Here is a 21,594-nt window from a genome sequence, read left to right as displayed (position 1 = left end):
TCAATGGGCGTGTCTTTAAGGTGTCAGCTGCGGACGCGCCACAGGCGGCCCACTTCGAGGCGTGCCACCGCCAGCATGCCCACCAGCACGGCCAGCCACAGACTGGCCAGGCGAATGCCGACGGCCGCAGTGAGCGCGCGGTCCGTATCGACACCTGTCGCGGCCAACATCAGCACGATGGCGGCTTCGGTGGTGCCGACCCCGCCGGGTATGAACGAAAGCGCGCCAATCAGCATCGCCAGCGGGTAGATACCCAATGCAAGATGCATGGCCAGCGAGATTCCAAGTGCGTCACAGAGCAGCCAGAACGCCAGCGCCGTCAACAGCCAGGCGAGCGCGCCCAGCAACGCGGACTCCACGGCCAGCCTGGCGCCCACCAGCGGTGCCAGAGCGCAGGTTCCCTCCACGAGGAAGCTGCCCAGCCGGCGTACCGAAGCACCGGGCAAGCGCGCGACGACACGCCGCGCGAAGGCCCCCAGCGCCGGTGAGAGCGCCAGCGCGGCCACCCCCAGCACCACCATGGCGACGCATCCCACCAGCAGCCCGAACGCAGCGATCAATGTCGCAGCACCGGACGCCAGCATGGTGATGATCAGCAGATCCTGGGCCCGCTCGAAGATGAAGGCGGTCAGCGTGCTGCGTGGCGCGATGCCCTGCCAGCCGAAGTAGCGGATCCGCAACAGTTCGCCCGCCTTGCCCGGGGATGCGGTAAAGGCGAATCCGGCGATGTATCCCCACAATCCCCTCCACCAGGAGACATGGACGGTCTCCAGCCCGCCGAGCAGCAGGCGCCAGCGTTGATAGCGCAGGAGGTAACCAGGGAGTACCAGGGCCGCGCACAGCAGAAGCGGTCCGGCAAGCTGGCGCAGTTGGGAGAACAGGTTGCGTTCGCGGTCCACGTACACCAGCAGCAGGACGTAGACAGCGGCGGTGGTGGCAACCCAGATCGCGGCACGCCCCCGGCGTACCGGCCTTGCCGGTTCCGGAGGCGTACGTGTCTGCATGTTTACAGCGCCGCTTCCAGCTCGGGCAGGAGGGTGAACAGATCCCCCACCAGCCCGATATCGGCAATTTCGAAGATCGGCGAATCCGGATCCTTGTTGATCGCCACGATCGTGCCGGCATCCTTGATGCCGGTCAGGTGTTGGATCGCACCACTGATGCCGATCGCCACATATAGCTCCGGGGCGATGATCTTGCCGGTCTGGCCGACCTGCAGCTCATTGGGCACGTAGCCGGCGTCGACGGCGGCACGCGAGGCACCGACGGCGGCACCCAGCTTGTCCGCCAGCTGGTAGATGACCTTGAAGTTCTCCTCCGAACCGACGCCACGGCCACCGGAGACCACGCGCTTGGCGCTCTGCAGGTCAGGGCGGTCGCTGCTGGCCGCAGCCAGGCCGACGAAGCGGGTATGCGTCGGCAGGCTGGCGTCCACGCTCAGTGCTTCCACGCTGGCGCTGCCGCCTTGGGCGGCTTCAGGCCAGGAGGCGCTGCGCACGGTGGCGACCACGGTCTGGTCGGCCGGGGCTTCGACGGTGATGATCGCATTGCCGGCATAGATCGGGCGCTTGAAGGTGTGGCTGCCCTCAACCGTCATCAGGTCCGACACCTGGGCGACGCCCAGCAGGGCGGCCACGCAGGGCATCAGGTCCTTGCCGAAGGTGGTGGACGGGCCGAACACGTGGCTGTAGCCGGCGGCGGCCTTGGCGATCTGCGGTGCCAGCACCTGCGCGATCGGGTTGGCATTGGCGGCATTGGCCACGGTCAGCACCTTGCTGACACCGTTGATCTTCGCTGCTTCGGCAGCCACGGCGGTCGGATCGGCAGCCAGCACCAGCACGTGCACCTCGGCGCCGCTGATGGCGGTTGCCGCGCTGACGGTCTTGGCGGTGGCAGCGTTGAGCTTGCCGTCGTGGTGCTCGGCGATGACGAGAATCCTGCTCATTAAAGCAACCCCTTCTGCTTGAGTGCGGCCACCAGTTCGGCGGCATCCTTGACCATCACGCCCTTGCTGCGCTTGCCCGGCGCGGCATAGGTGGTGGTCTTCAGGCCATCCACGGCTTCAACGCCGAGGTCGGCCAACTGCAGGGTTTCCAGCGGTTTGGCCTTGGCCTTCATGATGTCGGGCAACTTGATGAAGCGCGGCTCGTTCAGGCGCAGGTCGGTGGTGACCACGGCGGGCAGGTCCACTTCCAGCGTTTCCAGGCCGGCATCGACTTCACGGGTCACCGTGGCCTTGCCCTCGGCGATCTCCAGCTTGCTAGCGAAGGTCGCCTGCGGCCGGCCCCAGATCGTGGCCAGCATCTGGCCGGTCTGGCTGGCGTCGTCATCGATGGCCTGCTTGCCCAGGATGACCAGGCCAGGCTGTTCTTTTTCGATCAGCTTGAGCAGCGCGCGGGCGGCGGTGAGCGGCTGGACGGCCTGGTCGGTGACGATATGGACGGCGCGGTTGGCGCCCATGGCCAGGCCGTTGCGCAGGTGCGCTTGGGCGTCGGCCGGGGCAATGGTGGCGACGATGACTTCGCTGGCGATGCCCTTGTCGCGCAGGCGCAGGGCTTCTTCCAGGGCGATTTCATCGAAGGGATTCGGCGACAGCTTGACGCCATCGGTTACCACGCCGGAACCGTCCGGCTTGACCTGAATGCGGACGTTGTAGTCCACCACGCGCTTGTACGCGACGAGGATTTTCATCTGGTACGGGTCCTTCACTATCGGGGGTCGTCCGGTCCTGGCAACAGCAACCGGTTCGGGGGTGGGACCCCGATTCTAACTGGCGTTTGCCAACCATGCGAATGCGTACGGTGGGTTAGTGGATGCTGCGCTGCGGCATCCGCGCGATACGTTCATTCCGCGAAGGCGCCCTCGACCAGGGGCCGTTGTATCCTTTACTGCTGAATCCCCCGGGCCAAGGAGGCCTGGATATTCATCCCATACAGGAGAACAGGTAGTGCCCACTTGGCTTGTCACCGGCGGCGCCGGATTCATTGGCGGTAATTTCGTCCTCGAAGCAGCAGCCCGCGGCGTGAAGGTCATCAATCTTGATGCCCTGACCTATGCCGGCAACCTGAAGACCCTGAGCAGTCTGGAAGGCAATCCCGACCACGTCTTCGTGGAAGGCGATATCGGTGACGGTGCGCTGGTGTCGCGCCTGCTGGCCGAACACCAGCCGGATGCGGTGCTGAACTTTGCCGCGGAAAGCCACGTCGACCGCTCCATCGACGGCCCGGGCGCGTTCATCCAGACCAATGTGGTCGGCACGCTCGGCCTGCTGGAAGCGGTGCGCGACTACTGGAAGGCGTTGCCGGCCGACAAGGGCGCGGCGTTCCGCTTCCTGCACGTGTCCACCGATGAGGTCTACGGCACCCTCGGCGAGACCGGCAAGTTCAGCGAGACCACGCCGTACGCGCCGAACTCGCCGTACTCGGCGTCCAAGGCGGCGTCGGATCACCTCGTGCGCGCGTTCCACCACACCTACGGGTTGCCGGTGCTGACCACCAACTGTTCGAACAACTATGGTCCGTACCACTTCCCGGAAAAGCTGATCCCGCTGGTGATCGCCAAGGCGCTGGCCGGCGAGCCGCTGCCGGTCTACGGCGATGGCAAGCAGGTGCGTGACTGGCTGTTCGTGTCCGACCACTGTGAAGCGATCCGCACCGTGCTGGCCAAGGGCCGCGTCGGGGAAACCTACAACGTAGGCGGCAACTCCGAGAAACAGAACATCGAAGTGGTACAGGCGATCTGCGCGCTGCTGGATGCGCGTCGTCCGCGCGAAGACGGCCAGCCGCGCAGCAGCCAGATCACCTATGTCACCGACCGCCCGGGCCACGATCGTCGCTATGCGATCGATGCATCCAAGCTGAAGGACGAACTGGGCTGGGAGCCGGCTTACACGTTCGAGCAGGGCATCGGCTTCACTGTCGATTGGTACCTGGACAACCAGGAATGGGTGAACGGCGTGCTTGACGGCAGCTACCGCCTGCAGCGCATCGGCACCACCGCCTGAGCCCACAAGGACCACGTACCCATGACGCAGACGCAGCGTAAAGGCATCATCCTCGCTGGTGGCTCCGGCACCCGGCTGTATCCGATCACCAAGGGCGTCAGCAAGCAGCTGTTGCCGGTGTATGACAAGCCGATGATCTACTACCCGCTCAGCGTGCTGATGCTGGCGGGCATCCGTGAAGTGTTGATCATCAACACCCCGCACGAGCAGGCGCTGTTCAAGCAGCTGCTGGGCGACGGTTCGCAGTGGGGCATGGACATCCAGTACGCCGCGCAGCCGAGCCCCGACGGCCTGGCCCAGGCCTACCTGATCGGCCGCGAATTCCTTGACGGCAAGCCCAGCTGCCTGGTGCTCGGCGACAACGTATTCCATGGCCACGGCCTGACCGACGTGCTGAAGCGTGCTGACGCACGTCCCGACGGTGCCACCGTGTTCGGTTACTGGGTCAATGATCCGGAACGCTACGGCGTGGCCGAGTTCGACAAGGATGGCAAGGTGATCGGCCTGGTCGAAAAGCCGGCCAAGCCGCGTTCGAACTACGCAGTGACCGGTCTGTACTTCTACGATGGCAAGGCGAGTGAGTACGCTGCCGAACTGAAGCCCTCGCCGCGCGGCGAGCTGGAAATCACTGATCTCAACCAACGTTACCTGGACGAGGGTGCATTGCACTTGGAGCCGTTGGGTCGCGGTTACGCGTGGCTGGACACCGGCACCCACCAGTCGCTGCTGGAAGCCTCCAACTTCATTGAAACCATCCAGACCCGCCAAGGCCTGCAGGTGTGCTGCCCTGAGGAGATCGCACTGGGCAACGGCTGGATTGACGTCGCCCAGCTTGAGTCCTTGGCCGCACCGCTCATCAAAAATGCCTACGGCCAGTATCTCCATGCTTTGGCCCAGCGGGGTTCGATTCCGTGAAAATCGTCCAGACTCAGCTCCCAGGATGCGTCGTACTGGAGCCTCGGGTTTTTGGAGACGCCCGCGGATTCTTTTTCGAGGGCTGGAACAAGGAGCGTTTTGAGGCCGAGGGATTGCAGATGGACTTTGTCCAGAGCAACGTCTCGTCGTCCTCACGCGGCGTGCTGCGTGGCCTTCATTACCAGTGGCCTCGGCCGCAGGGAAAGCTGGTCAGCGTTCTGGAGGGTGAGGTCTACGATGTAGCCGTGGATATCCGTCAAGGCTCTCCGACGTTCGGAAAACACGCGTCAGTGATTCTCAGCGCTGAAAATCGGCGGCAGCTCTGGATCCCGGAGGGCTTCGCTCACGGATTCGCGGTGTTGTCCGAGCGCGCTCTGTTCCACTACATGTGCACCGACGTTTACGTGGCGGAGGCGGATTCGGGACTTCGCTGGAACGACGCCGACGTGGCGGTGGACTGGCCGATTTCCAACCCGACGTTGTCGGCAAAGGATGAGGCTGCCCCGTTCCTGAAGGACATCGCCGAAGAGCGCCTGCCGGTGTTCGTCGCATGACGATGCTGGTATTCGGCGGCAACGGCCAGGTCGGGCAGGAGCTGTTGCGTGCGCTGGCCCCGCTGGGCGAGGTGGTGGCGACCACGCGCAACGGCCTGCTGCCGGATGGCCGCACCTGTGAGATTGCAGACTTCAACCAGCCCGATTCGCTGGTTGCGCTGCTGGATCGCGTCCAGCCCCGGACTGTCGTCAACGCTGCTGCCTATACGGCGGTGGACAAGGCGGAACAGGACGTGGAGGCAGCTTTCCGTGCCAATGCCGAATCGCCTGGGGTGATCGCACGCTGGTGCGCGGGTGCGGGCGTACCGTTCGTGCATTACTCCACCGACTATGTCTTCGACGGTGAAGGCACCGCGCCGTACCGTGAAGACCAGCCGACCGCGCCGCTGGGCGTGTACGGCACCAGCAAGCGCGACGGCGAAGATGCGGTGCGCGCAGCTGGCGGGCGCCACCTGATCTTCCGCACGGCGTGGGTGTACGCCTCGCACGGTGCGAATTTCCTGCGCACCATGCTGCGCGTGGGAGCCGAGCGTGATGCGCTGCGCGTGGTGGCCGACCAGGTCGGTACGCCGACCCCGGCGGCGCTGATCGCCGATGTCACCGCGCAGGCCCTGCAGCACGCTGGCGGGCTGTCCGGCACGTGGCACCTGACCGCTTCCGGGCAGACCAGTTGGCATGGGTTCGCCGAGGCGATCTTCGCCGAAGCGCTCGCGCGCGGCGTGCTGGCCAAGGTACCGAGCGTGGAAGCGATCGCCAGCTCGGAGTACCCGACGCCGGCCAAGCGGCCGTCCTGGTCGGTGCTGGACAACCGCCAGTTGACGCAGGATTTCGGCATCGCGCTGCCAGCCTGGCAGGACGGGTTGAAGCGGGTGATCGGCGAGATCGCAGGCTGAAGCCTGGCAAGGGGTCAGAGTCCTTCCGCCATGCGGAAGGACTCTGACCCCGTCGAGCTGACTTACGGTCGGCTACTGCCGACCGTAGGTATCTTCGAAGCGCACGATATCGTCTTCGCCCAGATAGCTGCCGGACTGTACTTCGATCAGCTCCAGCGGCAGGCGTCCTGGGTTACGCAGGCGGTGGGTGACGCCCAGCGGGATGTAGGTGCTCTGGTTTTCGCTGAGCAGCAGCACTTCCTCACCGCGGGTGACCTCGGCGGTCCCGCTCACCACGATCCAGTGTTCGGCGCGGTGGTGGTGCATCTGCAGGCTCAGTGTGCCACCGGGCTTGACCGTGATGCGCTTGACCTGGAAACGCGCACCGTTGTCGATCGAATCGTAGGCGCCCCATGGCCGGTACACCTTGCGGTGCCAGGTGGCTTCGCTGCGCCCTTCGGCCTTCAGCCGGGCCACCACGGCCTTGACCTCCTGCATGCGGTCGCCCTTGCCGACCAGTACCGCATCGTCGGTTTCCACAACGATCACGTCATCCAACCCGACCATCGCCACCAGGCGCTGGCCGTAGGCATACGTGTTGCGGCAGTCGATCGCGATGACATCGCCCTGGTGCGCGTTGCCGTCGCCATCCTGCTGCGATACGTCGCGTAGTGCGGTCCATGATCCGACGTCGTTCCAGCCGGCATCCAGCGGCACCACCACCGCATCGGCGGTCTTCTCCATCACCGCGTAGTCGATGGAATCGGACGGCACGGCGGTGAACGCGTCCTTGTCCAGGCGGGTGAAGTCGGCATCACGGCGGGCCTTGCTCCAGGCGTCGCGGCTGCCGGCCAACATCGCCGGCTGGAAGCGTTCCAGTTCCTGCAGGTAACGCGAGGCCTTGAACAGGAACATGCCGCTGTTCCAGTAGTACTGCCCGCTGGCCACGTAATCGGTGGCCGTGGCGAGGTTCGGCTTTTCGACGAACCGCTCCACCGCGCGGGCGCCTTCGCCTGCGGCCGCCTTGATGTACCCATAGCCGGTTTCCGGGCCGGCAGGCACGATGCCGAAGGTCACCAGCTTGCCGGCTTCGGCGGCACCTGCAGCCTGCTCGACCGCGCGCAGGAAAGCGGCGTTGTCACTGATCACGTGATCCGACGGAAGCACCAGCAGCAGCGCGTCAGCGCCATCGCGCGTGGCCTCCAGAGCCGCCACCGCAATGGCCGGCGCGGTGTTGCGGCCGACCGGTTCAAGGATGATCGCTGCGGGGGACGCACCCACCTGCTGCAACTGTTCGGCGGCGACGAAGCGATGCTCTTCGTTGGCGATGACCAACGGACCGCGCGCGGCGATGGCTTCGACGCGCTTCCACGTGGCCTGCAGCATCGTCAGCTCACTGGCCAGCGGCAGGAACTGCTTCGGATACGCCTCGCGCGACAAGGGCCACAGGCGCGTTCCGGAGCCACCGGACAGGATGACGGGCTGGATGCTGTTCATGGGTGCGGACATCCTGATGTTACTGCTGCAGCAGCGAAGAGATTTCGTCGGTACGCGACTGCAGCAGCGCCGCATCTCCGCGCGTTTCGACGTTCAACCGCAGCAGCGGTTCGGTGTTGGAGCTGCGCAGGTTGAAGCGCCAGTCGCCGAAATCGGCGCTGATGCCATCGGTGTGGTCCAGCGCCGGCGCATGCGAGGCGAAGTGTTCCATCACGCGTGCCACCGATACCTTGGCGTCGGCGACCTTGAAGTTGATTTCACCGCTGCACGGATAGGCCGCCATGCGGTCTTCGACCCAGTCAGCCAGAGACCGGCCGCTTTCGGAAACCAGTGCGGCAATCAGCAGCCAGGGAATCATCCCCGAGTCGGCGTAGGCAAACTCGCGGAAGTAATGGTGGGCGCTCATTTCGCCGCCGTACACCGCATCTTCGGCGCGCATCTTTTCCTTGATGAAAGCGTGGCCGCTCTTGCACAGCACCGGGATGCCGCCGGCCTGTTCGACCATTTCCACGGTATTCCACACCAGTCGCGGATCATGCACGACCTTGCCACCCGGGTGGCGCTTGAGCGCGGCCTGGGCCAGCAGGCCGACCAGGTAATAACCTTCGATGAAACGACCGGTGTGATCGAAGAAGAAGCAGCGGTCGAAGTCGCCATCCCACGCGATGCCGAAATCGGCGCCATGCTCACGCACCGCTTCGGCGGTGGCGGCGCGGTTTTCCGGCAGCAGCGGGTTGGGGATGCCGTTGGGGAAGTTGCCATCCGGCTCGTGGTTGACGCGGATGAACTGCAGCGGCAGGTGCGGGGCGAGCAGGTCGACGATCGCGCCGGCGCCGCCGTTGCCGGCATTGACCACGACCTTCAGCGGCTTCAGTGCGGCGGCGTCGACGTAGGACAGCAGGTGCGCGATGTACGCGCTCTTGTCGTGCTGCTCGCTCTGGCCTGCCTTGGGCGACAGGGCGGCTGCGGTATCGGCCGCCACCGCATCGGAGATCGCGAACAGGCCGGTATCCGAGCTGATCGGGCGCGCCTTTTCGCGCACCAGCTTCATGCCGTTGTAATCCATCGGGTTATGGCTGGCGGTCACCATCACGCCACCGGCCGCGCCCAGGTGATCGGTCTGGAAATAGACTTCCTCGGTACCGCACAGGCCGATGTCGATGACCTCGCGGCCCGCGCCGCGCAGCCCTACGACCAGCGCATCCTGCAGCGCCGCGCTGGTAAGGCGCACGTCGTGGCCGACGACCACGGTTCCCGGCTCCAGCTGATCCGAGAGTGCCACGCCGATACGCCGGGCGAGGTCTTCGTTCAGTTCGTCCGGCACGCGGCCGCGGATGTCATAGGCCTTGAAGGCGGGCAGGGGCATCGGTCACTCCATTGGGGGGTCCAGCTCCGTAGTTTATACGCCGGCGTGTATGGGAATCGTTGTCAGGGCCGCATGCGCCACCACCGCAGCGGGTCATTCATGACCGCGCTACCGCGTCCCCTTACCCTTCTTCGCCGACACGCCCGGAAGCGGCTCCAGCAACGCCTGCAGGTCATCCTCGCTGAAGCCACTCCCCGCCGCACCGCCGTTCTCCAGGATCGAATCAGCCAGCGCCGCCTTCCGCTGCTGAAGTTCGCTGATCCGCTCTTCGATGCTGCCGGCGGCGATCAGGCGATACACGAATACCGGTTTGTCCTGGCCGATCCGATGGGCGCGGTCGCTGGCCTGGTTCTCGGCGGCGGGGTTCCACCAGGGGTCGAAATGGATGACCGTATCGGCAGCTGTCAGATTCAGGCCGACACCGCCCGCCTTCAGGCTGATCAGGAATATCGGTGCCTCCCCCTGCATGAAGCGGCGCACCGGAGTGGCCCGGTCGCGGGTGTCGCCGGTAAGGGTGACGAAGGCCAGGCCGATCTTCTCCAACGCCTGTGCGATCAGCTCCAGCATGCGGGTGAACTGGGAGAACACCAGGATGCGGCGTCCTTCCTCCACCATCTCCGGCAGCAACGTCATAAGCAGGTCAAGCTTGGCCGACCCCCGCGCCCGGGTGGCAGCATCGCTGCCTGCAAGCAGGCGTGGATCGCAGCAGACCTGGCGCAACTTCAGCAGTGCATCGAGCACGACGATGTGGCTCTTGGCCATTCCTTTGCCGGCGACGGCCTCGCGCACCTTCTCCTGCATCGCCGATCGAACTGTTTCATACAGGTCGCGCTGGCCACCCTCCAATGACACGTGGCGAGTGATCACGGTCTTGGGCGGCAGCTCCGTCGCTACCTGGTCCTTGCGTCGGCGCAGGATGAATGGACGCACGCGCTGGGCCAGCAGCTGCGCGCGTTGGCCGTCACCGCTGCGCTCGATCGCATGGCGCCAATGCAGGTTGAAGGTTTTCTCGCTGCCAAGCAGGGCCGGCAGGACAAAGTCGATATGGGTCCACAGCTCGCCCAGGTGGTTTTCCAGTGGCGTGCCGGTCAGGCACAGCCGGTGCCGGCTCTGCAGCGTGCGCAGGGTGATCGCCGCGCGTGCCTTGGTGTTCTTTACCTGCTGGGCTTCGTCGAGGATCAGCAGATGATAGGCGTGCGCCTGCAGCGCGGCCTCATCCCGCCACACCAGCGGATAGGTGGTCAGCACCAGGTCGTGGGCGGGAATCTGTTCGAACAGCGCCTCTCGGGCAGGGCCATGCAGGACCAGCACGCGCAGACCGGGTGCGAAATGCGCGGCCTCCTCCTGCCAGTTGAACAGCAGGGATGTCGGCATGACCACCAGCGCGGGCCGGTCCAGCCGCCCCCCTTCCTTTTCCAGCAGCACGTGCGCCAGGGTCTGCAGCGTCTTGCCCAGTCCCATGTCATCGGCCAGGATACCGCCCAGCTCCTGTTGGCGCAGGTACTGCAGCCACGCCAGCCCGTCCTGTTGATAAGGCCGCAAGGCGGCAGCCAGCCCGATGGGTGCCGCAACCGGTTGTGGCATAGGCTCCTGCAACAGCCGCTGGACCATCGCGCCAGTATCGGTGGCGCCGCGCAGCTGCAGGCTTCGGGATTGTTGCAGGGCCTGCAGGCGTCCCTTGTCGCGTGCGGAAACACGCAGGGGCCCAGCGCCGTTGCCAAACAGGTCGCCGAGCAGGGTCACGACGGGCTTCAGCCGACCCGCCTGGAATGACAGCGCTCCTGCCGTGGGGGAGGCGATCAGGATGCGCTCCTCGTCGTCGATGGCATCCAGCGCGCCCCGCGTCCAGCGCGGATCGGTCTGCAGCAACTGCGCCAGCAGCGGTGCCAGCGGCACCGTCTGGCCATCGATTTCGATGTCCAGCGCTACGTCCAGCCAGCCAGTGCCTGTGTCATCGGGCTGCACATCCCAGAGCACGCTGTCCACCACGGTGATGCGGTGCCGGAAATCCTCCGGGACGGTGACCACCCACCCCAGTTCCTGCAGTCGGGACAGCTCGCGCAGCATGAAGCTGCCCCAGTCGTAGGAGCGCAGGTGAAAGTGGGGCCCGGCCCCGCTGAGCAGCGCTGGTGACTGCGGATGGCGGTGAAGTCCACTGCTGCGCAACTCGTTTTCCCGCCGGGCCTCTTCGGCCGTATCGCGTGGCAGCAGCTCGATCGTTCCGTCCGCACCCCGCACGAAGCGCGAGGGGTCATCGAGGTGCTTGAAATGGTCGCCGTAGGCGAAGGAGACCGTGGCGAATTCCAGCCGCTGCATCTCACCTCTTCGCGCGCCCCACGTCTGCTGTTGCTCTTCGGTATGCAGCATCAGGTGCGGGACCATGCCATCCACCTGGGCGATGGGCATCGCATCGGCGGTGGCCGGCGGCAGGGGCAGGGCAGGATCCAGCTGCTGGAGCATCTGCGCGGTAAGGGCATGCTCGTCGGGCAGCAACGGCGGCAGCCCAAGGAAGGCATCGGCGTCGGCGCTGGCCACCGCCAGTTGCAGCGGACCCGTCTCGCCGGTTCTCTCGTCCAGATAACAGGCGCACTGACCTTCCACCACCCCGTCGGCGTTCCCGTCCACTTGCAGCACCGGCCGGGAGCATGCGCCCAGCTGGCTGTCGGCCGCCTTCCACTCCAGGTGACCTGCGCGAGCGCGGCCCGCGCGCAGGGGCAGCAACTGCCTGGTGCCGGAGTGCTGTACCCAGCCATGGCCGGAGGCCAGAATCATGTCCAGCAACGGCTGCACGGCTACACGCCGGCCGCCCTTGCGCTGCTGGCGCAACCACAGCTGCCCCAGCACAGCAATATCCTGCTGCGAAACATATCCGGGGGGATCGATGATCAGCTCCGGGGTGATGTCGAGCCGCTTCTCGCGCTGCAGCGCGCCGTCGGCCGTCTTCCGCATCCTGTACGCGTGGATGGCCAAGCGGAACTGGAATACGGAAAGGACGAACGCGATGCTTTTCGGGTTCTGCTTTCCCTTGCTCGACCCCGTGCGTACAGCGTGCTGAGCATGCCATTCGGACAGACGGGTAAGCAGCTCTGCGCGAACCGGTTGTGCGTGCTGCGGTAACGTCGCCTCGATTTCCTCGTCTTCGTTATCCTCATCCGGCCCGTGCACGGCACACATCATGACCGCGGCCACATGCTTGCAGTTGTCACCTACCGGGCAGCTGCAGCGGCCGTGGAGGCGACTGTGGGGGCTGCGAAGGCTGGCCTTGACGTTGATCGTTACCCGATAAGGCTGGGTGGCAGCGCCCTCTACCTTGGCATGCAGGAGGTCCCGTTCCATGCGCAGGTCATACACCCTGTCCAGGTAGCCGGCCGCCTTGTGGATCGTGTGCTCGTCGAGCCAGCGATACAGATCATTTTCATCGAACAGGACGGACATCGGCGATCTTTCCAACAGGGCGGCATCTGGCCGCACATCGGGATGCAGGCGTGACCGGGACAGCCAGTCTACGAGCTGTGCCCACTGCGGCAAATGCTGCGCCGCACCCCAGCCGGGGGTCGGGGTGCCGTTAGAATGCCGTCATCATTACCGTGTGGGACAGCAACGCAATGGATAGTTCCGGTACCGGCAGCAAGCGCGATAAACGACATGCCAGCGCGGCGCTCGCCCTGCAGGGCGTGGTCGCCGATGGCCAGACCCTGGCGGTCGGCGGTTTTGGCCTGTGTGGCATCCCGGAGGCCCTGATCGCCGCGCTGCGCGACAGCGGGGTCGGCGGCCTGACGGTAATCTCCAACAATGCCGGCGTGGACGGCTTCGGCCTGGGCCAACTGCTGGCCACCCGACAGATCCGCAAGATGATTTCGTCCTACGTGGGTGAAAACAAGGAGTTCGAACGGCAGTTCCTGGCTGGCGAACTGGAACTCGAATTCAATCCGCAGGGCACCCTGGCCGAGCGGCTGCGCGCCGGCGGGGCCGGTATTCCGGCCTTCTTCACCGCCACCGGCTACGGCACCGTGGTGGCCGAGGGCAAGGAAACCCGCGAGTTCGATGGACGGCACTACGTGATGGAAACTGCGCTGCGCGCCGATGTGGCGCTGGTCAAGGCGTGGAAGGCCGACGAAGCGGGAAACCTGGTATTCCGCCGCACCGCGCGCAACTTCAACCCGGCCTGCGCGATGGCCGGAAAGGTCTGCATCGCCGAAGTGGAAGAGGTGGTCCCGGTAGGCAGCATCGACCCGGACCAGGTGCATCTGCCCGGTATCTACGTGCACCGGATCGTGCATAACCCGACGCCCGAAAAGCGCATCGAACAACGCACCGTGCGCCAGGAGGCGAACTGAGATGGCCTGGACCCGTGACGAGATGGCGGCCCGTGCCGCACGCGAACTGACCGATGGTGCCTACGTGAACCTGGGCATCGGCCTGCCGACCCTGGTGGCCAACCACATTCCCGACGGCGTGGATGTCTGGCTGCAGTCGGAGAACGGCCTGCTCGGCATCGGCCCGTTCCCCACCGAGGCGGAGATCGACGCGGACCTGATCAACGCGGGCAAACAGACCGTTACTGCGCGTGCTGGCGCCAGCTATTTCGGCAGCGATGACAGCTTCGCGATGATCCGCGGCGGCCACGTCAACCTGGCCATCCTCGGCGCCATGCAGGTCACCGACAGCGGCGACCTGGCCAACTGGATGGTGCCGGGCAAGATGGTCAAGGGCATGGGCGGAGCGATGGATCTGGTGGCAGGCGTGCAGCGGGTGGTGGTGCTGATGGAGCACACCGCCAAGAACGGCGAGCACAAGATACTGAAGGAATGCTCGCTGCCGCTGACCGGTGTCGGCGTGGTGGACCGCATCATCACCGACCTGGCGATGTTTGATGTGGCGGGAGACGGGCTGGTGCTGGTGGAAACCGCGCCGGGCGTCGATGAGGCTGAACTGGTGGAAAAGACCGGCGTAGCGTTCAAACGCAGCTGATGGGCACGCTGTTCCCGCAGGATCTGCCTGATGCTGATGTACGCCACCTTGCGGGGTGGCTGCCTCCGGTACAGGCGGATGCTCTGCACGCGACGTTGCTGGAGGCTATCCCGTGGGAAACCCACCGTATCCGCATGTTCGGACGGTGGGTGGATTCGCCGCGGCTGAGTTGCTGGATGGGCGATCCGGATGCACGTTACCGGTACTCCGGTGCAGACTTTCTGCCGCATCCGTGGGCGGATGTGCTGATGCCCGTTCGTGATCGACTGCAGGAGGAACTGGGTACGCGCTTCAACAGCGTGCTGCTCAACCGCTACCGCAGCGGTGCCGACAGCATGGGCTGGCACAGCGACGACGAGCCGGAGCTGGGGCCGCAGCCGGTGATCGCTTCGCTGAGCCTGGGCGCTGCACGCCGGTTCCTGCTGCGCAGGCGCGACCGGCCAGCGGTCAAGCGTGAATTTCTGCTCGCTGAGGGGGACCTGTTCGTGATGGCCGGTAGCACGCAGACCCATTACCAGCATGCGCTGCCAAGATCGCTGCGAGTTCATGCCGAGCGTATCAACCTCACCTTTCGCTGGATCCTGGCAGCGCGCTCGGCTTCTAACGATCAGCAGGGTCAGCGGGAGGATTTAACGAGGTCCACGGCGGCCGATAACACCCCACGTCCGAAACGCCGATAGTTGCCCGAGAACAGCTCGGCGAGTACTAAAGGAAGCCGCCGGACACGCGATCGGGGCAGACGCGAGCGGATTGCCATGTGACCCTGCTTGCACTGGATCACAGCCTGCAGTGACGCCGGTGCGCCCAGTTCCTGCAGCCTCACCAGCAGATCTCCTGACGAGTCCTGCTCAAGATGTATCTGGCGCCTGGCGGCAGGTGACACCGGATCATTTCCACCCAGGCCCAACTGGTTGCCATCATGCAGGCGATAGTCGATCAACATCTGCTCTATGCTGTCGACATCACCGTTGATCGCAGCCAATGTGGCCAGCCATGCGTCGTGAACCCACGTTTTGGCGGGTAGCGGAAGGGCGACAACCAGCAGACGCCTGCGCAGGGCCATGGTGGCGCCGGTTACGAAGTCGCGCTGCAATAGCAGGCGCAGTCCTTCACCGCCATGCATGAGCCGCAGCTGGCGCGCTCCAATGCCCACCGACCGGAACAAGCTTCGCGGCAGCACCTTGCCCTCCCCATCAATCAGCCGCGCATCGCTATGCAGCGCCAGCAGTCCGGGCCGTGCCTCGAACTCGGCACACATGCGTGACAGCTTGTCCGCATGCCAGACATCATCCTGATCGCAGAGGAAGATGACCTCGCCGGTGCACGCACGCAGCGCGCCATCGAAGTTGCGGCGGTAGCCGACATTGCGTTCATTGACCTGCAGGTCCACCACGATACCCAACGCTTCGGCCTTGGGCACGAAGGCTGCCAGGATTTCACCCGTCCCGTCGCTGGACACGTCATCGCGGATGACGATCTGGTCCGGCAGCGGGCGCTGCGTCAACAGGCTGTCCAGCTGCGCCTGCAGGAAGCGCTCGCCGTTGTAGGTGCACATGGCAATGGACGTGGTGAGCGGCATCGGCGGAGTCACGGGTCAGGCAGTTCCGGATTATGACATTGCCTGCCAAGGGCCGCCGGCCAGCCCCGGGCACTACCCAATCACCAGCCCATCAGCGCAGCGACGCGCCGTCCGCATCCTTCTGCCCACTGGTCAGCGCCCAGCCCACCACGTCGGCGGTCAGTGCATTGAGCCCCTTCTCGAAGGCCGCGGTCACCGCCGGCACCTCGGTCGATCCCACCGGCTGCTCCTGGCGGAAGGTGCGGTCGATCACCACCCGCTGGTCGACCACATGGATCAGCTTGGCGTTGATTTCGATGACCACCGTCGGCGTGCGCTGGCCGCGGTAATCCGATTCAAACCGGCGGATGTCGGTGGCCAGGCGGTAATCGGCGCGGATACCGGCCGCCGCGCGACCGACCCCGGCGATCCGGCCGGAGTCCTCGAAACCGCGCAGCAGGGCGTCTTCGATCATGTCGGTGGCCGGCTGCGCCCAGGTCGCGCCCGCGTAGATTTCCAGCTCCGAAGGACTCGGCCGCACGTTGATGCGCGGGCTGTCGACCATGCGCGTGGCGCTCGGCTTGGACAGCACCAGCTGCCAGGCGACGGTCGGCCAGGACGGATCGACCTTCACCTGGACGGCGGGCGAGTAGATGGTCACCGCCTTGCGGTCACCACTGGAGAGGATCGAACAACCGGTCAGGCTGGCCAACAAGGCAGCCGGCAGCAGCAGGCGCGTCACGGACAGGGAGGGCATGCGCTTCATTCGGGTTCGAACTCCTTCGGTGCGTCGCGGCCCAGCAGGTAGCGCGCGGGATTGTTCTCAAGCCGGTCGCTGACCCGGCGCAGGTCGCGGATCAGGCCGCGCAGTTCGGTCAGGGTCGGGCCGAGCTGGCCCAGGCCATCGCTGGCGAAGCTGTTGATGGCCGCGCGGTTCTCGCCGAGGATCGAATCGGCATTGCCGGCGGCCGAATCCATCTTGGTCATCGTGGCGTCGAGCTTCTCGATGATGCCCGGCAGCTGCTGCACCAGGTTCTGGTCCAGCCGCTGGATGGTGCCGTTGGTGGTCTTCAGGGTGTCGTCCAGGCTGCGTGCGGCATTGCGCGCGCTGAGCAGCAGCGCCTGGGTGCCCTGTTTCTGGTCGGCCAGGCCGCCGCTGATCGACTCGATGTTGGCCAGCGTGGCGTTGATGGCGGCCACGTTGCGGTCGCTGAGCACCTGGTCCATGCGTTCGACGATGCGGTTGGCCACGTCGGTGATGTTCTGCAATGCCGAGGGCGTGGTGGGGATGATCGGTGCCGGATCACGGTTGACCGAGGTCAGCGTCGGCGACTGCGGGGTGCCGCCACTGAGCTGGATGATCGAGGGGCCGGTCAGGCTGGTGATGGCCAGCTTGGCGCGGGTATCGGTCTTCACCGGCGTGGTGGAATTGAGGCGGATCTTGGCCACCACCTGGCGCGGGTCATCCGGCACCAGGTTGAGTTCGGTGATCGACCCCACCGCGATGCCGTTGTACTGCACCGGGCTGCCGACGGTCAGGCCGGTGACCGCCTCGCGGAACACCACGCGGTACTCCTGCCACGTGCGGTCGGAGGAATACTTGGCTGCCCACAGGCCGAAGGCCAGCAGGGCCAGGCCGGTGATCAGGGTGAACGCGCCTATCAGCACGTAGTTGGCTTTGGTTTCCATGACTCAGGCACTCTCGGTCTGTTCGCCGCGCGCAGCACGTGCGCGGGGTCCGTGGAAGTATTCCTGGATCCACGGATGGTCCAGTTTCTCGATGTCGGCCAACGGCGCAGTGGCGACGACCTTGCGGTCGGCCAGCACCGCCACCCGGTCACAAATGGCATACAGGGTGTCCAGATCATGTGTGATCAGGAAGACGGTCAGCCCCAACGCTTCCTGCAGGGTCTTGATCAGGCGGTCGAAGGCCGCCGCGCCGATCGGATCCAGGCCCGCGGTGGGTTCGTCCAGGAACAGCAGCGGCGGGTCCAGTGCCAGCGCACGGGCCAGGCCGGCACGCTTGCGCATGCCACCGGACAACTGCGAAGGCAGCTTGTTGATCGCGTCGGCGGGCAGGCCGGCCAGCTTCACCTTCAGCAGCGCCAACTCGTAATGCCAGCGCTCGGGCAGTTCGCGGTGGTGCTCCTTCAACGGGACCTGCACGTTCTCACCGACGGTCAGCGAAGAGAACAGCGCGCCATCCTGGAACAGCACGCCGGTGTTGCGCTGGATGTGCAGGCGGCTTTCGCTGTCGCCCCCACGCGCATCACGGCCAAGCACTTCGATCTGCCCTTCGTCCGGGCTGCGCAGGCCAAGGATGGAGCGCATCAGCACCGACTTGCCGGTGCCCGAACCGCCGACCACGCCGAGGATCTCGCCGCGCCGTACGTCCAGGTCCAGGCCTTCGTGCACGGTCTGGCTGCCGAAGCGGTTGACCAGCCCGCGCACGCGGATGGCCAGCTTCGCGTCGTCTTCGCCGGAGGCGTCGTGGATGTCGTCGGTGTGTTCGTCGTTCACCATCACCAGCCCACCTGCATGAACCACAGCGCCGCGAAGGCGTCGAGGATGATCACCAGCGAAATGGCCTGGACCACGCTGGAAGTGGTGCGCTCACCGACCGACTGCGCGGTGCCTTCCACCTTCAGGCCTTCCAGGCAGCCGATCAGGCCGATCACCAGTGCGAACACCGGGGCCTTGGACAGGCCGACCAGCATGTTGCGCACTTCCATCGTGTCGTACATGCGCGCGATGTACATCTGCGGGGGAATATCCAGGTCGAAGGCGCCGACCGTGATACCCCCTGCCAGGCCGGCGACCATCGCGATGAAGGTCAGCAGCGGCAGGGTGATCAGCAGGGCGACAATGCGCGGCAGCACCAGCAGGTCCATCGGATCCAGGCCCAGCGTCTTCATCGCGTCGATCTCCTCGCGTGCCTTCATCGCACCGATCTGCGCGGTGAACGCGCTGGCGGTGCGGCCGGCCAGCACGATGGCGGTCAGCAGCACCGCGAATTCGCGCAGGAAGGCGATGCTGACCAGCTCGACCACGTAGATCTCCGCGCCGAAGTCGCGCAGGATGGTCGAACCGAGGAAGGCGATCACCGCGCCGACCAGATAGGAAAGCAGGGCCACCAGCGGCACCGCATCCAGCCCGACCTGCTCCATCTGGTGCACGGTGGCGGTCAGCCGGAAACGGCGTGGCTCCTTCAGCAGCCGCGCGCCCTTGACCAGGCTTTCGCCGAGGAAGCTGGCCAGTGCCACGATGTTCTGGCCGGTCGCGTGCATGCTTCGGCCGAGCCGGTCCAGCGCGGCCAGCACGCCGAAATCACGCTTCGGCTTGGGCCGGTCGTCGGCCACCTCTTCGATCGTGCAGACCAGCGCCTGGTGGTCCTCGCGGAACTGCAGCGCGTCCTGGCCCAGGTCGGCGCGGTGGGCCACGCGCAGCAACTGCAGCACGCCGGCCGAATCCAGCTGGTCGATGCCGGTGGCATCGATGGCGGTCAGGGTTTCGGGAACCTCGCGCAGCACCTCGGCGGCCTGCAGGGCAGTGTGCAGCGTCCAGCGACCGGACAGGCGGATGCGGCCCGGTTCATTGGCATCGCGTTCGATCTTGGGGGTCTGGTCGGAGGTCATGGTCGGCATCAAGGATGCAGCATAGCGTGTGCATGTCGCATGCAGCGTAGGTCCAGTCCGAATGTCCTTCTGCACGGGCCGGGGCTGGGTAATACTACCGCGCATGCCTGTAGACGCCTCCCCGATTGCTTCGCCCCCCGCCACCTACGCGCAGCGCGTGGCGTTCGTCTGTGAGATCGCCGGGCGCCTGCACAGCTACGGCACCACCGCCCAGCGCCTGGAGGCCGCCGTGGTGGCCCTGGCCCAGCAGCTCGGGCTGGATTGCGAACCCTGGTCGAACCCGACCGGGATCATCCTCAGCTTCAGTGATCCGGCCAAGGCGATTGGTTCCAGCGACATCACCCGCGTGATCAGGCTGGCGCCCGGCGAAAACGACCTGCATAAACTCAGCGTCGCCGATCGCATTGCCGAAGATGTCGCAAACGGCCGGATGAGCCTGGCCCAAGGACACACTGCGCTGCGCCAGTTGGACGCTGATCCCGGGCTGCGCGGAAAGGTCAAGGAAGTGCTGTCCTACAGCCTGGGCGCGGCCGGCGTGGCCGGGCTCTGGAAACTGCCGTGGCTGGACATCGCCACCGCTGGCGCGATCGGGCTGCTGATCGGCCTGCTGGGGCGCTGGACCAGCAGACGCGCGGCGACCAAGGAGGCCAGTGAAGCGCTGGCGGCGCTGCTGGCGGGGCTGGTCGCCACGCTGGTGGCCACCTATGTCGGCGCGCTCAACCTCAATACCGTGGTGATCGCCTCGCTGGTGATCCTGCTGCCGGGTATGTCGCTGACCAATGCGGTGAACGAGCTGGCCAGCCAGCACTGGGTATCCGGCACGGCGCGGGTGGCCGGGGCGCTGACCACCATCATGAAGCTGACGGTGGGCGCGATGATCGCGGTGACGCTGGCCGATGTGATCGGGCTGGACCCGGTGGTGCGCGCTTCGCGGCCGCAGGGCGCGTGGGTGGAGTGGTCGGCGCTGCTGATCGCGGCGTTCGCCTTCGCGATGCTGTTCAAGGCCAGCCGTCGCGATTTTCCGTGGGTGCTGGCGGCCTGCGTGGCCGGCTATGCGATTTCCAAATTCGCTGGCCATGCGTGGGGGGCGCCGGCGGGGATCTTCCTTTCGGCGATGCTGCTGACGGCGGCGGGCAACCTGTTTGGCCGGCTGGTGCAGCGGCCGGGGGCGATCATCCGCTTGCCGGGCATCATCATGATGGTGCCAGGCAGTACCAGCCTGCGTGGGGTGCTGACGCTGGTGCAGCAGCAGGATGTCGGGGCGGGGCAGGGGGTGTTCCTGACCGTGTTGAACGTGGTGATGGCGCTGGTGGCCGGGTTGTTGTTCGGAAACCTGCTGATTCCGGCGCGGAAGACGCTGTAGGTTTGTGGTTGGCGAACGTGTGGAACCCCCTCGCGGCTGCCAGCCTTTTTTGTCTACGGATAGGGCGTCGGGCGGGTGGGGTCTGCAGGACACGCCGCAAGTACGTCCTTGTAGGCTGCATCGCCGCATCCATGCGGCTCAGCGTCCTGCAGACCCCACCCGCCCGGCGCCCTGACACATTCCGGCGCTGGCTGCCGCGGATGAAAAGAAAGAAGAGCGGTGGGCTGTGGTGGGTGAACGCCGGCGGTCGTGATGGGTGACGACCGTTGGTCGTCACGCTGTTGCGAGCACAAAAAAACGCCGGCTTCGCAGCCGGCGTTTTTCATGATCGCGAGGGGTTTCAGGCCTTCTTGATCAGGTAATCCTCAACCTTCTTGCCCTTGCTGGTCAGCTCGGCCAGCCAGCGCGGCTGCTTGCCGCGGCCGGTCCAGGTTTCCTTGGTGTTGGCCGGGTTGCGGTACTTCGGGGCAACCTTGCCCAGCTTGCGGCCGGCGGTCTTGGACGGTGCCTTGGTCGCGGCCTTGCGGGCGCGCGGTGCCGGTGCGCCGCCGAACAGTTCTTCGATGCTGTAACCCTCGACCTTGGCCAGCTTTTCCAGCTGGGCGCGGACCTTGGTGATCGGGCGACGCTTGGCGACGATGGTCTGCTGCTTCTTGGCGGTGCGGATCAGTGCACCCAGTTCACGGGCCGACAGACCGGTCAGATCAATACTCATGCAGTGCTCCAGACAATATGGAAAGGGTCTGCCAGTCCTTGGCTCGGGCCCAAGAGTAATGTGCATTTACTGCAAGCACAAACAGGAAATAGCACTTTTGGGGTGAACAGCAAAAGAAAAGCCGGGGTTAACCCGGCTTTTATTC

At 65.6% G+C, this 21,594-nt stretch carries 19 protein-coding genes and 1 pseudogene; 8 read left to right on the top strand and 12 right to left on the bottom strand.

Features of this window, described 5'->3' with window-relative positions; genetic code table 11:
- Positions 1-23: 23 nt before the first annotated feature.
- Genes QE373_RS15890 through QE373_RS15880 form a run of 3 tightly spaced genes read right to left on the bottom strand, consistent with a single transcriptional unit; the run spans position 24 to position 2,691 of the window.
- Entirely contained in the window at positions 24-1,004 is a 981-nt protein-coding gene (locus QE373_RS15890) for a lysylphosphatidylglycerol synthase transmembrane domain-containing protein (RefSeq protein WP_309688334.1), read from the bottom strand.
- 2 nt (positions 1,005-1,006) lie between these two features.
- A complete protein-coding gene (locus QE373_RS15885; protein WP_309688332.1) occupies positions 1,007-1,945 on the bottom strand; it encodes an electron transfer flavoprotein subunit alpha/FixB family protein in 939 nt (312 codons plus the stop codon).
- Positions 1,945-2,691: an electron transfer flavoprotein subunit beta/FixA family protein gene (locus tag QE373_RS15880; RefSeq protein ID WP_309688331.1), complete on the bottom strand. Its 747-nt coding sequence runs from the start codon at positions 2,689-2,691 to the stop codon at positions 1,945-1,947. The genes QE373_RS15885 and QE373_RS15880 overlap by 1 nt, the downstream gene beginning before the upstream one ends.
- Before the next feature lie 256 nt (positions 2,692-2,947).
- On the opposite strand from QE373_RS15880, the gene rfbB reads away from it, so the two are divergent.
- The 4 genes from rfbB to rfbD are packed head-to-tail and all read left to right on the top strand — an operon-like array spanning position 2,948 to position 6,365.
- On the top strand, positions 2,948-4,003 hold the full coding sequence (rfbB, locus tag QE373_RS15875) for a dTDP-glucose 4,6-dehydratase (protein ID WP_309688329.1): 1,056 nt from the start codon (positions 2,948-2,950) through the stop codon (positions 4,001-4,003).
- A gap of 21 nt (positions 4,004-4,024) precedes the next feature.
- A complete protein-coding gene (gene rfbA / locus QE373_RS15870) occupies positions 4,025-4,918 on the top strand; it encodes a glucose-1-phosphate thymidylyltransferase RfbA (protein WP_309688326.1) in 894 nt (297 codons plus the stop codon).
- Positions 4,915-5,472 (top strand): dTDP-4-dehydrorhamnose 3,5-epimerase, encoded by a 558-nt coding sequence (gene rfbC / locus QE373_RS15865; RefSeq protein ID WP_309688324.1) that lies wholly within the window; start codon positions 4,915-4,917, stop codon positions 5,470-5,472. The genes rfbA and rfbC overlap by 4 nt, the downstream gene beginning before the upstream one ends.
- Complete coding sequence (gene rfbD / locus QE373_RS15860) at positions 5,469-6,365, top strand: dTDP-4-dehydrorhamnose reductase (protein ID WP_309688323.1); 897 nt, start codon at positions 5,469-5,471, stop codon at positions 6,363-6,365. The genes rfbC and rfbD overlap by 4 nt, the downstream gene beginning before the upstream one ends.
- A gap of 72 nt (positions 6,366-6,437) precedes the next feature.
- Here the strand turns inward: rfbD and QE373_RS15855 are convergent, their stop codons facing one another.
- From QE373_RS15855 to QE373_RS15845, 3 genes are all read right to left on the bottom strand, one after another.
- Positions 6,438-7,841 (bottom strand): mannose-1-phosphate guanylyltransferase/mannose-6-phosphate isomerase, encoded by a 1,404-nt coding sequence (locus QE373_RS15855; protein WP_309688321.1) that lies wholly within the window; start codon positions 7,839-7,841, stop codon positions 6,438-6,440.
- A gap of 19 nt (positions 7,842-7,860) precedes the next feature.
- Entirely contained in the window at positions 7,861-9,207 is a 1,347-nt protein-coding gene (locus QE373_RS15850) for a phosphomannomutase (protein ID WP_309688317.1), read from the bottom strand.
- Positions 9,208-9,315: 108 nt separating this feature from the next.
- A complete protein-coding gene (locus tag QE373_RS15845; RefSeq protein ID WP_309688314.1) occupies positions 9,316-12,642 on the bottom strand; it encodes an SNF2-related protein in 3,327 nt (1,108 codons plus the stop codon).
- 170 nt (positions 12,643-12,812) lie between these two features.
- Here QE373_RS15845 and QE373_RS15840 point away from each other — a divergent pair, with 170 nt between their 5' ends.
- Genes QE373_RS15840 through QE373_RS15830 form a run of 3 tightly spaced genes read left to right on the top strand, consistent with a single transcriptional unit; the run spans position 12,813 to position 14,858 of the window.
- Complete coding sequence (locus QE373_RS15840) at positions 12,813-13,544, top strand: CoA transferase subunit A (protein ID WP_309688311.1); 732 nt, start codon at positions 12,813-12,815, stop codon at positions 13,542-13,544.
- 1 nt (position 13,545) lies between these two features.
- Positions 13,546-14,178 (top strand): CoA transferase subunit B, encoded by a 633-nt coding sequence (locus tag QE373_RS15835; protein ID WP_309688309.1) that lies wholly within the window; start codon positions 13,546-13,548, stop codon positions 14,176-14,178.
- Positions 14,178-14,858 carry an alpha-ketoglutarate-dependent dioxygenase AlkB gene (locus QE373_RS15830; RefSeq protein WP_309688306.1) on the top strand — a complete coding sequence of 227 codons (681 nt, stop codon included), beginning with the start codon at positions 14,178-14,180 and terminating at the stop codon, positions 14,856-14,858. Before QE373_RS15835 ends, QE373_RS15830 begins: the two co-directional genes overlap by 1 nt.
- On the opposite strand, the gene QE373_RS15825 is transcribed toward QE373_RS15830, so the two are convergent.
- From QE373_RS15825 to QE373_RS15805, 5 genes are all read right to left on the bottom strand, one after another.
- Positions 14,795-15,757, bottom strand: a complete 963-nt coding sequence (locus QE373_RS15825) for a glycosyltransferase family 2 protein (RefSeq protein ID WP_309688303.1) — start codon at positions 15,755-15,757, stop codon at positions 14,795-14,797. The two genes, QE373_RS15830 and QE373_RS15825, sit on opposite strands and share 64 nt — an antisense overlap.
- A gap of 91 nt (positions 15,758-15,848) precedes the next feature.
- Positions 15,849-16,493: an ABC-type transport auxiliary lipoprotein family protein gene (locus tag QE373_RS15820; protein WP_309688299.1), complete on the bottom strand. Its 645-nt coding sequence runs from the start codon at positions 16,491-16,493 to the stop codon at positions 15,849-15,851.
- Between the two features lie 5 nt (positions 16,494-16,498).
- Positions 16,499-17,425 (bottom strand): MlaD family protein, encoded by a 927-nt coding sequence (locus tag QE373_RS15815; RefSeq protein ID WP_309688298.1) that lies wholly within the window; start codon positions 17,423-17,425, stop codon positions 16,499-16,501.
- 3 nt (positions 17,426-17,428) lie between these two features.
- Positions 17,429-18,259, bottom strand: coding sequence for an ABC transporter ATP-binding protein (locus tag QE373_RS15810; RefSeq protein ID WP_309688295.1), 831 nt, complete (start codon positions 18,257-18,259; stop codon positions 17,429-17,431).
- Positions 18,259-19,371, bottom strand: a complete 1,113-nt coding sequence (locus QE373_RS15805) for an ABC transporter permease (protein WP_309688291.1) — start codon at positions 19,369-19,371, stop codon at positions 18,259-18,261. The genes QE373_RS15810 and QE373_RS15805 overlap by 1 nt, the downstream gene beginning before the upstream one ends.
- A gap of 103 nt (positions 19,372-19,474) precedes the next feature.
- On the opposite strand from QE373_RS15805, the gene QE373_RS15800 reads away from it, so the two are divergent.
- Positions 19,475-20,734 (top strand): threonine/serine exporter family protein, encoded by a 1,260-nt coding sequence (locus QE373_RS15800; protein WP_057508404.1) that lies wholly within the window; start codon positions 19,475-19,477, stop codon positions 20,732-20,734.
- 346 nt (positions 20,735-21,080) lie between these two features.
- Here the strand turns inward: QE373_RS15800 and QE373_RS15795 are convergent.
- Positions 21,081-21,449: pseudogene (locus tag QE373_RS15795) on the bottom strand (H-NS histone family protein); the annotation flags it as partial.
- Positions 21,450-21,594: the final 145 nt, after the last annotated feature.

Origin of the sequence: Stenotrophomonas sp. SORGH_AS_0321 (assembly GCF_031453215.1) — a bacterium.
In the GTDB taxonomy this organism is placed as follows: domain Bacteria; phylum Pseudomonadota; class Gammaproteobacteria; order Xanthomonadales; family Xanthomonadaceae; genus Stenotrophomonas; species Stenotrophomonas chelatiphaga.
The sequence above is the reverse complement of the archived record's forward strand: the minus strand, read 5'-3'. Positions and strand labels throughout refer to the sequence as shown.

Excerpts from the sequence above, each read along its gene's own strand:
- QE373_RS15890 (WP_309688334.1), bottom strand. The coding sequence starts at position 1,004 with ATGCAGACACGTACGCCTCCGGAACCGGCAAGGCCGGTACGCCGGGGG.
- QE373_RS15885 (WP_309688332.1), bottom strand. The coding sequence starts at position 1,945 with ATGAGCAGGATTCTCGTCATCGCCGAGCACCACGACGGCAAGCTCAAC.
- QE373_RS15880 (WP_309688331.1), bottom strand. The coding sequence starts at position 2,691 with ATGAAAATCCTCGTCGCGTACAAGCGCGTGGTGGACTACAACGTCCGC.
- rfbA (WP_309688326.1), top strand. The coding sequence starts at position 4,025 with ATGACGCAGACGCAGCGTAAAGGCATCATCCTCGCTGGTGGCTCCGGC.
- rfbD (WP_309688323.1), top strand. The coding sequence starts at position 5,469 with ATGACGATGCTGGTATTCGGCGGCAACGGCCAGGTCGGGCAGGAGCTG.
- QE373_RS15855 (WP_309688321.1), bottom strand. The coding sequence starts at position 7,841 with ATGAACAGCATCCAGCCCGTCATCCTGTCCGGTGGCTCCGGAACGCGC.
- QE373_RS15850 (WP_309688317.1), bottom strand. The coding sequence starts at position 9,207 with ATGCCCCTGCCCGCCTTCAAGGCCTATGACATCCGCGGCCGCGTGCCG.
- QE373_RS15845 (WP_309688314.1), bottom strand. The coding sequence starts at position 12,642 with ATGTCCGTCCTGTTCGATGAAAATGATCTGTATCGCTGGCTCGACGAG.
- QE373_RS15840 (WP_309688311.1), top strand. The coding sequence starts at position 12,813 with ATGGATAGTTCCGGTACCGGCAGCAAGCGCGATAAACGACATGCCAGC.
- QE373_RS15835 (WP_309688309.1), top strand. The coding sequence starts at position 13,546 with ATGGCCTGGACCCGTGACGAGATGGCGGCCCGTGCCGCACGCGAACTG.
- QE373_RS15830 (WP_309688306.1), top strand. The coding sequence starts at position 14,178 with ATGGGCACGCTGTTCCCGCAGGATCTGCCTGATGCTGATGTACGCCAC.
- QE373_RS15825 (WP_309688303.1), bottom strand. The coding sequence starts at position 15,757 with ATGCCGCTCACCACGTCCATTGCCATGTGCACCTACAACGGCGAGCGC.
- QE373_RS15820 (WP_309688299.1), bottom strand. The coding sequence starts at position 16,493 with ATGCCCTCCCTGTCCGTGACGCGCCTGCTGCTGCCGGCTGCCTTGTTG.
- QE373_RS15815 (WP_309688298.1), bottom strand. The coding sequence starts at position 17,425 with ATGGAAACCAAAGCCAACTACGTGCTGATAGGCGCGTTCACCCTGATC.
- QE373_RS15810 (WP_309688295.1), bottom strand. The coding sequence starts at position 18,259 with ATGGTGAACGACGAACACACCGACGACATCCACGACGCCTCCGGCGAA.
- QE373_RS15805 (WP_309688291.1), bottom strand. The coding sequence starts at position 19,371 with ATGACCTCCGACCAGACCCCCAAGATCGAACGCGATGCCAATGAACCG.
- QE373_RS15800 (WP_057508404.1), top strand. The coding sequence starts at position 19,475 with ATGCCTGTAGACGCCTCCCCGATTGCTTCGCCCCCCGCCACCTACGCG.